Genomic DNA, 13535 nt, shown 5'->3' with positions numbered 1-13535 from the left:
ATCGAGTGGGGCACGATGGGAGCCCGCCCGAGGGACAGGCGCGACCGGCGGGGGTGAGAGGGCACCCGCCTGGCCACGATGTTCCAGCCTGACATTCTGCCAGATGATTCCCCATGCTCCGCAAAGGACGGTTCCATCGCCGCCCTGATTTCGGCACGGATGTGCCCATGCCTCCGGAACGGGCGCGCGAACTGATCGCGTGCACACGCCGTCCAATGGTCATGCGAATCACGAACACCACCCTCACGGCCGGAGCGGCGGCCCTCGCCCTGCTGGCCGCCGGCTGCGGCACGGGCACGACGCCCTCGGCCGCCGCCGCTCCCCCTGCCAGGACCACGACCACCACCACGACCACCACCACGACCCAGCACACGACAACGGCGGCCGCCGCGGACGCGGGCCGGGCCACCGCCGCGAGCGCCATGTCCGCCCGGTACGGCTCCGCGGCGCAAAGCGCCGGCACACGGACCACGGCCACACGGACCACGGCCGCACGGAGCACGGGCGCCGCCCCCGCGCGGTGCCGTACGACCGGTTTGCGGGCCCGTGTGGGCCGGCAGGACGCGGGGGCGGGCAACCGCTACGCCCCGCTCGTGCTGACCAACACGTCGGGCAAGACCTGCTGGGTGTACGGCTTCGTCGGGCTCGTCCTGATCGACGGCCGGGGGGACGCGCTGCGTACGCGCACCCGCCGCGAGAGCGTCACCCCGCACCGGGTCACGCTGCGTCCCGGGGCGAGCGCCCACGCCCGGCTCCACTGGACCGTGGTGCCGACCGGGCACGAGACCCGCTGCCCATCCTCGGCCCGGCTGATGATCATCCCGCCGGACGAGGTGGCGCACCTGGAGGTCCCGTTCAAGGCGACGGTGTGCGACGACGGCAGGATCGACGCCAGGCCGATGGCCCCGGGCACGAGCCTCTGACACGACGACAGCGGCCCCGGCACAAAGCAGGGCGAGCCGCCGCGGACGCCGCGTCACCCCTGTGAACGCCGCGCGGCCTCTCCGGACGCCACCGCTGTGGACGCCGCACGCGAACCTCCGCGGACGCCGCGTCATTCCTGTGAACGCCGCGCGGCCTCTCCGGACCCCACCGCTGTGGACGCCGCACGCGAACCTCCGCGGACACCCCGTGAACAGCGAGGAGGCCGCACACGAGCCCTGACCGCGCCGCGGCCCGCCGGGAAACCGGCGGGCGGGCGGGTCAGTTCTGGCCGGGCAGCTTCAGCTTCGACGGGTCGAAGCCGGGCGGCAGTTCCAGACCGGGGGGCAGCTGGCCGCCGCCGAGGTTGCCGAGCAGGCCCTTGGGCAGCTTCGGGGCGTCCGAGGACGACGCGTTCGCACCGGCCTTGCCGAGCGCGGCCTTGCGCGGGTCGCCGCTGACACGACGGCCCTTCTTGGGCTTCTGCGCCTTCTGCTTGCGGCCGCCGGGCATGCCCGGGATGCCCATGCCCTGGGTCATCCGCTTCATCATCTTCTGCGCCTCGAAGAAGCGGACCACCAGGTTGTTCACCTCGGTGACCGTGACGCCCGAGCCCTTGGCGATGCGCGCCCGGCGCGAGCCGTTGATGATCTTCGGGTCCTGGCGCTCGCCGGGCGTCATGGAACGGATGATCGCCGCGATGCGGTCGAGGTCGCGGTCGTCGACCTGGTTGAGCTGGTCGCGCATCTGCCCCATGCCGGGCATCATGCCGAGCAGGTTCTTGATGGGCCCCATGCGGCGCACCATCATCATCTGCTCGAGGAAGTCCTCCAGCGTGAAGCCGTCGCCGGAGACGAGCTTGCCCGCCATCTTGGCGGCTTCCTGCTCGTCGAACGTCTTCTGCGCCTGCTCGATCAGGGTGAGGATGTCACCCATGTCGAGGATCCGGCCCGCCATGCGGTCGGGGTGGAAGGCGTCGAAGTCCTCGAGCTTCTCACCGGTGCTGGCGAACATGATCGGCCGGCCGGTGATGTGCCGCACCGAAAGGGCGGCGCCACCCCGGGCGTCGCCGTCGAGCTTGGTCAACACCACGCCGTCGAAGCCGACGCCGTCCATGAACGCGCTGGCCGTGCTGACCGCGTCCTGACCGATCATCGCGTCGAGGACGAACAGGACCTCGTCCGGCGTGACCGCGTCGCGGATGTCGGCGGCCTGCTTCATCAGCTCCTGGTCGATGCCGAGGCGGCCGGCGGTGTCGACGATGACCACGTCGTGCTGCTGGCGGCGTGCGTGGTCCACCGACTGCCGCGCCACCGCGACCGGGTCGCCCACGCCGTTGCCCGGCTCGGGGGCGTACACAGCGACACCGGCCCGCTCGGCCATGACGGCGAGCTGCTGCACCGCGTTGGGCCGCTGGAGGTCACAGGCGACGAGCAGGGGAGCGTGCCCCTGGTCGCGCAGCCACTTGGCGAGCTTGCCGGCCAGGGTCGTCTTGCCGGAGCCCTGGAGACCGGCCAGCATGATCACGGTCGGTGGGGTCTTGGCGTAGCGCAGCCGCCGCGTCTCGCCGCCCAGCACCTCGATGAGCTCGTCGTTGACGATCTTCACGACCTGCTGCGCGGGGTTGAGCGCCTGGGAGACCTCGGCGCCGCGGGCCCGCTCCTTGACCCGGGCCACGAAATCCTTCACGACCGGCAGCGCGACGTCCGCCTCGAGCAGCGCGATGCGGATCTCGCGGCAGGTCGCGTCGATGTCGGCGTCGGAAAGCCTGCCTTTGGACCGTAGGGAGGAAAAGACCGAAGTCAGCCGGTCGGAAAGCGTCTCGAACACGTGTTTGGCCAGCCTCGAAGCGAGTGGACGGGTCGGTGAACCATCAGTCTCCCCAGACTATCCGCCCGCGCGCCCTTCACGCCCGTGCCGCCGGGGCGAGATCGCCGGTCCGGCCCGTTTCCGGGTCTCACCGGAACGCGCTCACATGGGATGACAGCGCGTGTTCGACCAGCGTGATGAGGGTGCTCTTGACCGATTCGCGGTCACGGGCGTCAGTGCGGACGATCGGAACCTGGGGTGACAACGTGAGGGCTTCGCGCAGTTCCTCCTCCCCGTGGGTGTACTGCCCGTCGAAGCCGTTCACGCCCACGACGAACGGCAGACGCGCCTCCTCGAAGTAGTCCACCGCCGGGAAACTGTCCGCCAACCGCCGCGTGTCGACCAGCACCACCGCACCGATCGCCCCCCGCACCAGGTCATCCCACATGAACCAGAACCGATGCTGACCCGGCGTACCGAACAAATACAAAATCAGATCCCGGTCCAACGACACACGACCGAAATCCATCGCCACCGTCGTCGTCGTCTTGTGCGGCACCAACCCCACATCGTCCACCCCCGCCGACGCATCGGTCATCACCGCCTCCGTCGTCAACGGCACGATCTCCGAAACCGCCCCCACGAAGGTCGTCTTCCCCACACCGAAGCCCCCCGCAACGACGATCTTCGTCGACGTCAACCCCCGGCTAGAGCCTGCGAAGTCCACTGAGCACCCTTTCCAGCAAGTTCAGATCCGGCTTACCGGCCTCCAACTGCGGCTGATGCACATGCACCAGCCCCTCCGCCGCCATGTCCGCGATCACCACGCGAACCACACCCAGCGGAATCCGCAGCAACGCCGACACCTCGGCCACCGACCGCACCTGACGGCACAGTGAGGCGATGGCCCGATGTTCCGGTGGCCTTGTGGACAGGTCGTAGTGCGTGGTCGTGGCGGAGGAGACCAGCGCCTCCAGCGCGAGCTGCATGCGAGGCGTCGTACGCCCGCCGGTGACAGTGAACGGGCGCACCGGAGACGCGGGCTCCTCGGGAGCCGATCGGCCCGGCTGCGGCCCCCACGGGTCCTCGCCGGGTTGCTGACCCCACGGGTCCGCACCACCCGGCGGCTGTCCCCACGGATCCATCCGGTCACCTCCGGGGATACGACATGGCTTGGAGCTCGGCGCGGACCGCGGGAGTCAGCACCTGACCCGCCCGCTCGACCAGCAACGTCATCTGATAGGCCACCAGACCCAGATCCGAGTCGGCAGCCGCCAGCACCGCCAGACAGGACCCGTCACTGATCGACATGATCAGCAACAGCCCCCGCTGCATCTCCACCACCGTCTGCGTCACCGGGCCACCCTCGAACACCCGCGACGCACCCTGCGTCAAGCTGATCAACCCGGCCGCCACCGCCGCCAGCTGATCCGCCCGGTCCTTCGGGAACCCGTGCGAGTACGCGAGAGGCAACCCGTCCGCGGAGACGACCACGGAGTGCGCCACACCGGGCACGGAACTCACGAAATCATCGATCAGCCAGTTCAGGCCGCGTGCGCCCTGGCTCAACTCACTCATGCGCCGTCCCCTTTCGTGGTCGGGTAGCCCTCGTCCTCACTCAGTTCGCCTCTGGCCACCGCACGGCCCTGCCGTACGCCCTGCTGCAGGCTCGCCAGCCGGCTGCGGGCCCGGTCGGGCGACAGGAGCGGCGGCTGCGAGGGGGCGGGCGCCGCGGGTGCCGCGGCCGGATCGGCCGAGCCGGGCACCAGGTTGGCCTTCGGCACCCGCTTGGGCAGACCCGAGGAGGTCGTGCCGTCCGAGGCGGGCTTCTCGGTGGCCGCCGCCGCGGCCTGCCACCCGGCGTCCACGGGTGAGACGTTCTGCCAGCCCGATCCGGTGTCGGCCGCGGGAGTGCGGCGGAACCAGGCGGACTCGACGGAGGCGAAGATCGGCAGATACTCCTCGGACTGCGGTCCCGTCTGTGGCCCGGTCTGCGGTCCCGTCTGCGGTCCCGTCTGCGTTCCGTTCTGACGCACGCCGCCCTGCTGTACGGGGGCGCCGTGCACCGGCCCGGGGATGGCGACCGGGCCGGTCGTCGAGCCGAACGGCGTCGGCACGGGCCCGGTCACCGTCGGCAGAGGCCCGGTCGCCGCTTCGTCCATGCCGGACCTGTTGCGCATGCGCGTGAGCGGATCGTGGAGCGACGGCGCGGCGACCCCGGAGGCCGGGAGCTGCGGACGACCCCAGCCGCCTCCGATGCCCTGCTGGGCCTTCCCCTGCTCGGCCTGCCGCGGGCTCCAGGAAGGGGCGAACGCGCCGGCGTAGGAGGGCTCCGGCTGCGACGGACTGCCCATGATCGTCTCCGGCAGCAGGACCATGGCGGTCAGCCCGCCTCCGTCGTGCGGCCTGAGCTGGACTCTGATGCCGTTGCGGGCGGCGAGACGGCCGACCACGAACAGGCCCATCCGGCGCGACACCGACACGTCCACCACCGGCGGGTTCGCCAGCCGCCAGTTGGCCTGGGCGATCTCCTCCGACGTCATGCCGATGCCGGAGTCGGTGACGGAGATCATCACGCCCCCGCCGTCGATCCGGTTGCCCGACACCACCACGCGGGTGTCGCGGGCCGAGAACGCCAGCGCGTTCTCCACCAGCTCCGCGAGCAGGTGGATGACGTCGTTGACGGACTGGCCGGCGATCGAGACGTCCGAGGGGAAGTTCAGCACCACCCGCTCGTAGCCCTCGACCTCCGACAGCGACGCCCGGATGACGTCGGTGATCTCGACGGGCCGGCTCCAGCGGCGTGCGGGCTCCTGCCCGGCGAGAACCAGCAGGTTCTCACTGTTGCGGCGCATGCGGGTCGCCAGGTGGTCGAGCTTGAACAGGTCGGCGAGCCGCTTCTCGTCCTGCTCGCCCTGCTCCAGACCGTCGATCAGGGTGATCTGGCGCTCCACGAGGGTCTGGGTGCGGCGCGACAGGTTCACGAACATCGCGTTGACGTTGCTCCGCAGCCGGGCCTCGTCACCCGCCAGCCGGATCGCCTCGCGGTGGACCTCGTCGAAGGCCCGCGCGACCTCACCGATCTCGTCGGCGGACGCGACGCCGATCGGCTGCACCTTGACCTGCCCCGCGGTGTCGGCCTCCGACTCGCGCAGCCGCTGCACCATGGCGGGCAGGCGGTGCCCGGCGACCTCCAGCGCCTCGCTGCGCAGCCGCCGCAGCGGCCGTACGAGCGAGCGCGCCATGACGGCGGTGATGAGCAGGACCAGCAGCAGGACGATGACGACCATCGTGATGCTGACGATGGCCACGTTGCGGTCGGAGCTCTGCAGGGCGTCGCTCCGGGTGACGATCGACTTGGTCAGCCCGGACATCACGTCGCGCATGAGGTCGGCCTGCTCGCTGATCGCGTCGAACCAGCGGTCGGCGTCGCCTCCCCTGCCGCCGACGTTGCGGATGAGCAGCCCGGCGCGGACGAGGTAGAGCGCCCGGTCGATGAAGAACCTCGCGCGGTCCACCTTCTGGTCGGTGACCGTGTCGTTGTAGAGCTGCCGCTCGTCGGTGGTGGCCACGGCGGCGAAGGCCGCCAGCTCGCTCTGCTCCCGCGCCGCCGCGCCGGTGAAGGCGTCGAGCTCGGCCGGGTCGAGCCGCTGCTGGGCCAGTCCCAGGGCGAGCAGCGCGCGCTGCTCCGACACCGCCTCCTTGGCCCGCGCGAGCGCCGCGAGCGCCTTGATGCTCGCGGACAGCCCTTCGTCCGGAACGCCCTGGCCCGCCGCGTCGTACAGCCTCAGCAGGTCGTCGGTGACGAGCCGGTAGTTGTCGATGCCGCGCAGCGGCGGGAGCTGCGACTCGAGCACGATCTTCCGGAACGCGGTCAGGTCCGTGAGACGGGCCAGGGCCCGCGACAGGTCCTCGCGGCCGAGTCCGCCCAGCGCGTCCCCGCTCGTTCCGGCCCGGACGCGCAACTGCTGCACGGCGGCGTTCACGGCGGCGTGCTGGTTCTTCACGGTCGCGAGCAGGTCGCGGTCACGGCGGCCGGACGCGACGTACTTGATCGACAGGTCCCGCTCCAGCTGCACCTCGTGGAGGAGCACGCCGACGTTGCCGACGAGCTCGACCGCCTCGCGCACCCGCTGATACTCGGCGGCGCTGGATATCGAGCTCGCCACCCGCAGGCCGCCGAGCAGGACCGCGACCACGGTGGGCAGCACGACCAGCGCGACGAGCCGGGTGCGCACCCGCCAGTTCTTCAGCTGCATCGAGTTGCCGGTCGCGGGCGCTTCGGGCGGCCCGCCGTCCACCGAGGACGCGCCGCCGGCGGGCTCGGCGACCGGTTCAGGCTCGGCGCGGCGACCGCTCTCGATCGTTGCTGTCCTCACTGGCGCAACCTCTCGCGCTGAATCTCAGGGGGGATAAGGCTCCGGGGTCGCTCTAATGCGGGAGCCCCACATCACCGGGCAATTTGAGCATAAGGCGTCGAGATAGACAAAGAGCTTGGGATATTGGAGCGGTCCAAGGTTTTGTCCGACCCTAAACTCGAATCCATCGGACGGCCACAAGCTGGGGAAAGGCGATATCGGACATGGAATGTTCGACATCTCCCCTCGTGCAACCGGTCCAACCCCCTGGCCGTAATTCCAAAAGATGACAGAAGGTGATTTAGCACTAAATTTGACTACAATCGTGACTCAAACACATCTAATCCGTACGGCTCCTGTACGCTCTCGCCCGTCGCCGTCTATGCGGGATCACCCGCCGGGCGGCCACCTCAACACTCCAGACAAGGAGCTTCCATGGGGCTTATAAGGCGTACTCTCGCCGTCGGCATCACGGCCGTTCTGGCGCTCACCGCTTCCGCTTGCGGCAACTCCGACACGACGTCCTCCTCTTCCTCGGGCAACGGACTGGAGAAGACGACGCTGAAGGTGGGCACCATCCCGGTGCCGGACAGCGCGCCATTACAGGTGGCGATCGAGAGAGGGTTCTTCAAGGCGGAGGGCCTGGAGGTCCAGCCCGAGGTGGTCGCCGGCGGCGCCGTCGCCACCCAGAAGCTGCTGGGCGGGAGCCTCGACATCTCGCTCGGCGCCTACGTCGGCACTTTCCTCGCCCAGGACAAGGGCGCCGGGAAGTTCAAGTATGTCGCGGACAGTTACGGCGCCGCCCCCGGCGCTTTCGTCATTATGGTCAAAAAGGACTCCCCGATCAAAACGGTCGCAGACCTCAAGGGAAAGACCATAGCGGTCAACGTGCTCAAGAGCGTCAGCCAGCTGACCGCCGAGGTGCAGATGAAGGTCGCGGGGGTGACCGCGACCCAGGACCAGTTCGTGGAGAAGGCGTTCCCCGACATGCCCGCCGCCCTGGAAAACGGCCAGGTGGACGCCATTGCGGGGGTCGAGCCGTTCATCACCGTGATATCGAAAGCGGGCGGCCGAATCATCGTCGACGAGATGACCGGTCCGACCGAAAATCTTCCCATCGCCGGCTGGTTCACCACCGACGCCACTGCGAGCAAATATCCGAAGGCGATCGCCGCGTTCCAGCGGGCGCTCGGCAAGGCGCAGGAGCTCGTCGCGAAGGACCGCAAGATCGTCGAGGAGACGCTGCCCAAGTACACGAAGATCGACGCCGCCACCGCGGCCGTCATCTCGCTGGGCTCCTACCCGACCTCCCTCAGCGAGAGCCGCCTTCAGCGTGTGGCCGACCTGATGAAGGAGTACGGCTACATCAAGAACGATCTCGACGTGAAGTCGATGATCCTGCCGCCGCCGGCGAACTGACGGAGATCCCTCACCTGCTATGAAACACGCACGAGTCCTCCGCGGCGTCGCGGGCGTCGCGGGGTTCCTCGCCGCGGCCGAGGTCGTCGGCGCGACCGGCCTGATCGACGACCGGTTCCTGCCGCGGATGTCCGCGATCCTTCGCGGCGCGGCGGAGCTGCTCGTCGATCAGGAGTTCCTCGTCGACGCGCGGGCCTCGCTCGCCGCGTGGGGGCTCGGGCTGCTGCTGACCGTGGCGGTGGCGGTCCCGGCCGGGCTCGCGCTCGGGGCACTGCCGCCCGTGGAACGGGCCGTACGGCCGCTGATCGAATTCCTGCGGCCCATTCCCTCGGTCGCCATCATCCCGCTCGCGATTCTGATCTTCGCTGACAACCTGCATCTCAGAGTGGCCGTCGTCGTCTACGCGGCGTCCTGGCCCATCGTCATCAACACGATCTACGCGCTTCAGGACGTCGACCCGCTCGCCAAGGAGACCCTGCGCAGCTTCGGGTTCGGTCCGGTGTCCGTGCTGCTCCGGGTGGCGCTGCCCAGCGCGGCGCCGTTCATCGCGACCGGGATCCGCGTCGCCGCCGGCACCGCCGTCATCCTCGTGGTCAGCGCGGAGCTGCTCGCCGGAGGATCGGAAGGGATCGGGATCTACATCACGGAGGCCGCGAGCGGCAACCGGATGGACCTGATGCTCGGCGCGGCCCTGTGGGCCGGCCTGTTCGGCGTCCTGTCCAACACCGCCCTGGTCGCGGTGGAACGCAGGCTGTTCCGCTGGCACGACGTACGCACCGGAGCCGCCCGATGAACGTGATCAGAGCCGTCGGCCGTGTCTGGCTGATTCCGGTGACGCTGGTGATCTGGGAGATCGCCACGCGCGCCGCCGAGCAGCCGTTCTTCCCTCCCCCGTCGGCGACGCTGGCCCGGATGGGCGAGATGTGGCTGTCGGGCCCGGCCACCCATCTCCTGCTGACCGATCAGGCGCTGGACGACTTCGGCCCCAGCCTCGCCCGCCTGTTCGCCGGGTGGGCGCTGGCCGCGGTCATCGGAGTGGCCGCCGGAATCGCCATCGGCTGCTCCCCCCGCCTGGCCGGCTATCTCGACCCGCTGATCCACCTCGGCCGGGCCGTGCCCCCGCCGCTGCTGGTGCCCTTCTTCCTCGCCCTGCTGAAGCTGAGCACGCCGGCGCAGCTCACGACGATCGTGTTCGGGATCATCTGGCCGATCCTCCTCAACACGATCGACGGCACCCGTACGGTGGACCGGCAGCACCTGGAGACCGCCCGCATCTTCGGATTCACGACGACCGAGCGGCTCACCAGAGTGATCATTCCCGCCGCGATGCCCAAGATCTTCGCCGGTCTGCGGCTGGCCCTCTCGCTGGCCCTGATCCTGCTGATCATCGCCGAGATCCTCGCCGGCTCAGGCGGCCTCGGCTACCGGCTGCTGACCGCGCAGCGCACCTACCTCTACACCGACATGTGGGGCTGCCTGGTGGTGCTCGGCCTCCTCGGATATCTGCTCAACTCCGCGTTCCTGCTGATGGAACGGCGCGTTCTCGCCTGGCACAGGAACGCCAGGCAGACCACCTAGGAAGGCATCGTGCTCGAGATCACCGATCTGGTCCACTCGTACGGCTCGCATCGCGTTCTCGACGGGGTGAGCATCCGCGCCGCCGAGGGCGAGCTCGTCTGCGTCGTGGGCCCTTCCGGCTGCGGCAAGTCCACCCTGCTGCGATCCGTCGCCGGTCTCATCCGCCCCACCGGTGGCCGGGTGCTGATCGGCGGGAAGCCCGTCGACCGCATCCCCGACAACCTGGCCGTCGTCTTCCAGGACTACAGCCGTTCGCTCTACCCCTGGATGACCGCCGCGAACAACGTGGCGCTGCCGCTGCGCCGCCGCGGGCTGGACCGGCAGCGCCGCAGGGAGGCGGCGATGGCCGCGCTCGACCAGGTCGGGCTGGCCGACGCCGCGGAGAAGTATCCCTGGGAGATGTCCGGCGGAATGCAGCAGCGGGTGTCCATCGCCCGCGCTCTCGCCTACCGTCCGTCCCTGCTGCTGATGGACGAGCCCTTCGGCTCGGTGGACGCGCAGACCCGCGAGGACCTGGAAGACCTGGTGCTGCGGGTCTGCGCGCATCACGGCATGACGACCCTGCTCATCACGCACGACATCGACGAGAGCGTCTACGTCGGCGACCGGGTGGTCGTCCTCACCCGGTCGCCCGCCCGCGTCGCCGCCGACCTGCCGGTCGGCCTGGGCGAATCGCGCGACCAGATCGCGACGCGGCAGCTGGACGCGTTCGTCCGGCTGCGTGCCGAAGTGGGCCGCCTGGTCCGGGGCGGCTCCTCCACCTCGAATGTTCTGGAGAAGCATTGATCGACTCCACCGGCCCCGCGTGGGACGCCATCGTCGGGCTCTCCCGGTTCGCCGCCCTCGCCGCGATGGCCGAACTGGACTGCGCCGAACACCTGGCCTCCGGCCCCATGGGCGTTCCGGAGCTCGCCAAGGCGTGCGACGCGCACGAGCCCTCCCTCGCGCGCCTGCTGCGGGAACTCGAGACGATCGGCGTGGTCCGCTCCGTCGCCCCGGAGACGTACGAGCTGACCGAGGAGGGCCAGACGCTGCGCGACGGCGTGCCCGGCAGCATGCGCTCGGCCCTGCGCATGGCGGCCGAGCCCGGCTACTGGTACGCCATGGGCAACCTGGCGCAGACCGTGCGGGACGGGCGGTCCGCCTTCATCGCGCGGTTCGGCCCCCTGTACGGCTACCTCCAGGAGCGCCCCGAGGCCGCCCGCCTGTTCAACGAGTACATGGCCATCCGGGCGGCGCCGCTGGAGGCCGCCCTGGCCACCACCTACGACTTCACCGGCGTGAAGACGTTCGTGGACATCGCCGGGGGGACCGGGCACCTGCTGGCGGCGGTGCTCGAACGACACCCGGACATGCGCGGCGTGCTCTTCGACATCGCGCACGTGGTGGAGAACGGCAGGGCGGCCATGACCGCGCGGGGCCTCGCCGACCGATGCGAGTTCGAGGGCGGCGACTTCTTCGAGAGCGTGCCCGCCGGCGCCGACCTCTATCTGCTGGCCAGCGTCATCCACAACTGGAGCGACGAGGACAGCCTGCGCATCCTCGGCAACGTGCGGAAGGCGATGCCCGGCCACGCCCGGCTGCTGCTTCTGGAGATGGTGCTGCCGGACGACGCCACACCGCACATCGGCAAGGACCTCGACATGCGCATGCTCGCCCTGACGAACGGCGGGATGGAGCGCACGACGAGTGAGTTCACCCGGCTGCTCGGCGAGGCCGGCTTCACGCTCTCCCGCATTCTGCCGCTGCCCGCCGGGGCGAGCCTGATCGAGGCCCTGCCCCGCTGACTGTCCCGCTGAGCCGTTCCCGGGCCCCATGGAAAGCCCGAGCCCTGCGAGGAGTTTCCATGGGGTCGCGCGAGCGCCGCCGGGGCCACCCGCGGCAGGGCCCGGTCGGTCAGACGCGACCCTGGTGAAGGTTGGAGCCGGGTACGGCGACCCGCATGGTGAGCGCGTGCTCGACCAGCGTGATGAGAGTGCTTTTGACCGATTCGCGGTCACGGGCGTCGGTGCGGACGATCGGGATGTGCGGCGCCAGCGTCATCGCCTCCCGCACCTCCTCCTCGGCGTGCGGGTACTGCCCGTCGAAGCCGTTCACGCCCACGACGAACGGCAGACGCGCCTCCTCGAAGTAGTCCACCGCCGGGAAACTGTCCGCCAACCGCCGCGTGTCGACCAGCACCACCGCACCGATCGCCCCCCGCACCAGGTCATCCCACATGAACCAGAACCGATGCTGACCCGGCGTACCGAACAAATACAAAATCAGATCCCGGTCCAACGACACACGACCGAAATCCATCGCCACCGTCGTCGTCGTCTTGTGCGGCACCAACCCCACATCGTCCACCCCCGCCGACGCATCGGTCATCACCGCCTCCGTCGTCAACGGCACGATCTCCGAAACCGCCCCCACGAAGGTCGTCTTCCCCACACCGAAGCCCCCCGCAACGACGATCTTCGTCGACGTCAACCCCCGGCTAGAGCCTGCGAAGTCCACTGAGCACCCTTTCCAGCAAGTTCAGATCCGGCTTACCGGCCTCCAACTGCGGCTGATGCACATGCACCAGCCCCTCCGCCGCCATGTCCGCGATCACCACGCGAACCACACCCAGCGGAATCCGCAGCAACGCCGACACCTCGGCCACCGACCGCACCTGACGGCACAGCGTGCTGATCGCCTGGCGTTCCGGGGTGAGCGTGGAGAGGTCCTGATGCATCACCGTGGCGGAGGACACGAGGGCCTCCATGGCGAGCTGGAGCCGAGGAGCCGTACGCCCGCCGGTGACGGCGTACGGCCGCACCAGCGAGCTCTGCTCCGTCGGCGCCGGCGTCGGGACGGGGTTCGTGCCGCCGTACTGCCGGTGGTCGCCCACCGGCGGATAGGCCTCGTTGTTCCAGCCGCCGCCTGCCACAGCGTCCTCCTGACCTTTTCGCTCTCGCTCCGGAACCCGGCGACCTGTCCAGGCCGCCCGCTCAGGGCGTCTTCCCCGATCTGTCCTCCACCGCGTGCCTCACTTCGCGGAGTCTTCCGTCACCGCGGGTGAGACGCCTGGAGCTCGGCGCGGACCGCGGGAGTCAGCACCTGACCCGCCCGCTCGACCAGCAACGTCATCTGATAGGCCACCAGACCCAGATCGGAATCGGCAGCCGCCAGCACCGCCAGACAGGACCCGTCACTGATCGACATGATCAGCAACAGCCCCCGCTGCATCTCCACCACCGTCTGCGTCACCGGGCCACCCTCGAACACCCGCGACGCACCCTGCGTCAAGCTGATCAACCCGGCCGCCACCGCCGCCAGCTGATCCGCCCGGTCCTTCGGAAAGCCGTCCGAGAACGCGAGAGGCAACCCGTCGGCCGACACCACCACGGTGTGCGCCACACCCGGCACGTTGTTCACGAAGTCCGTGATCAACCAGTTGATGCCGCGCGCGGCCTGGCTCATTTC

Annotated in this window: 14 protein-coding genes; 6 read left to right on the top strand and 8 right to left on the bottom strand. The window is 69.7% G+C overall.

The genetic code is table 11. From position 1 onward, the window contains the following. Positions 1-221 precede the first annotated feature (221 nt). Positions 222-923 (top strand): DUF4232 domain-containing protein, encoded by a 702-nt coding sequence (locus OHB01_RS20485; protein WP_328855818.1) that lies wholly within the window; start codon positions 222-224, stop codon positions 921-923. Positions 924-1203: 280 nt separating this feature from the next. On the opposite strand, the gene ffh is transcribed toward OHB01_RS20485, so the two are convergent. From ffh to OHB01_RS20460, 5 genes are all read right to left on the bottom strand, one after another. Next, positions 1204-2751, bottom strand: a complete 1548-nt coding sequence (gene ffh / locus OHB01_RS20480) for a signal recognition particle protein (RefSeq protein ID WP_328855817.1) — start codon at positions 2749-2751, stop codon at positions 1204-1206. Positions 2752-2878: 127 nt separating this feature from the next. Next, positions 2879-3430 (bottom strand): ATP/GTP-binding protein, encoded by a 552-nt coding sequence (locus tag OHB01_RS20475; RefSeq protein ID WP_328710763.1) that lies wholly within the window; start codon positions 3428-3430, stop codon positions 2879-2881. Positions 3431-3437: 7 nt separating this feature from the next. Next, positions 3438-3875: a DUF742 domain-containing protein gene (locus OHB01_RS20470; protein ID WP_328710764.1), complete on the bottom strand. Its 438-nt coding sequence runs from the start codon at positions 3873-3875 to the stop codon at positions 3438-3440. Between the two features lie 4 nt (positions 3876-3879). After that, the gene (locus tag OHB01_RS20465; RefSeq protein WP_147945471.1) at positions 3880-4308 is read right to left on the bottom strand and encodes a roadblock/LC7 domain-containing protein; all 429 of its coding nucleotides are present in this window, start codon (positions 4306-4308) and stop codon (positions 3880-3882) included. Further along, positions 4305-7109: a nitrate- and nitrite sensing domain-containing protein gene (locus OHB01_RS20460; protein ID WP_328855816.1), complete on the bottom strand. Its 2805-nt coding sequence runs from the start codon at positions 7107-7109 to the stop codon at positions 4305-4307. The genes OHB01_RS20465 and OHB01_RS20460 overlap by 4 nt, the downstream gene beginning before the upstream one ends. 414 nt (positions 7110-7523) lie before the next feature. Here OHB01_RS20460 and OHB01_RS20455 point away from each other — a divergent pair, with 414 nt between their 5' ends. From OHB01_RS20455 to OHB01_RS20435, 5 genes are read left to right on the top strand one after another with little or no spacing between them, the layout of a single operon-like run. After that, positions 7524-8507 (top strand): ABC transporter substrate-binding protein, encoded by a 984-nt coding sequence (locus tag OHB01_RS20455; RefSeq protein ID WP_240972261.1) that lies wholly within the window; start codon positions 7524-7526, stop codon positions 8505-8507. A gap of 19 nt (positions 8508-8526) precedes the next feature. Continuing rightward, positions 8527-9300, top strand: a complete 774-nt coding sequence (locus tag OHB01_RS20450; protein WP_147945472.1) for an ABC transporter permease — start codon at positions 8527-8529, stop codon at positions 9298-9300. Then, on the top strand, positions 9297-10085 hold the full coding sequence (locus OHB01_RS20445; protein ID WP_142652662.1) for an ABC transporter permease: 789 nt from the start codon (positions 9297-9299) through the stop codon (positions 10083-10085). The genes OHB01_RS20450 and OHB01_RS20445 overlap by 4 nt, the downstream gene beginning before the upstream one ends. 9 nt (positions 10086-10094) lie before the next feature. Then, a complete protein-coding gene (locus OHB01_RS20440) occupies positions 10095-10871 on the top strand; it encodes an ABC transporter ATP-binding protein (protein WP_142652661.1) in 777 nt (258 codons plus the stop codon). After that, positions 10868-11872, top strand: coding sequence for a methyltransferase (locus OHB01_RS20435; protein ID WP_240972260.1), 1005 nt, complete (start codon positions 10868-10870; stop codon positions 11870-11872). Before OHB01_RS20440 ends, OHB01_RS20435 begins: the two co-directional genes overlap by 4 nt. A gap of 109 nt (positions 11873-11981) precedes the next feature. Here OHB01_RS20435 and OHB01_RS20430 read toward each other — a convergent pair whose 3' ends face one another. The 3 genes from OHB01_RS20430 to OHB01_RS20420 form a co-directional block, all read right to left on the bottom strand. After that, on the bottom strand, positions 11982-12557 hold the full coding sequence (locus OHB01_RS20430; RefSeq protein WP_328710766.1) for an ATP/GTP-binding protein: 576 nt from the start codon (positions 12555-12557) through the stop codon (positions 11982-11984). A 7-nt stretch (positions 12558-12564) separates the two neighbouring features. Then, complete coding sequence (locus tag OHB01_RS20425; protein ID WP_405395848.1) at positions 12565-12999, bottom strand: DUF742 domain-containing protein; 435 nt, start codon at positions 12997-12999, stop codon at positions 12565-12567. Positions 13000-13118: 119 nt separating this feature from the next. Continuing rightward, positions 13119-13532 (bottom strand): roadblock/LC7 domain-containing protein, encoded by a 414-nt coding sequence (locus OHB01_RS20420; RefSeq protein WP_205825907.1) that lies wholly within the window; start codon positions 13530-13532, stop codon positions 13119-13121. Positions 13533-13535 lie beyond the last annotated feature (3 nt).

Origin of the sequence: Microbispora hainanensis (genome assembly GCF_036186745.1) — a bacterium.
In the GTDB taxonomy this organism is placed as follows: Bacteria; Actinomycetota; Actinomycetes; order Streptosporangiales; family Streptosporangiaceae; genus Microbispora.
This window is presented reverse-complemented; position numbering and strand designations above follow the sequence as displayed.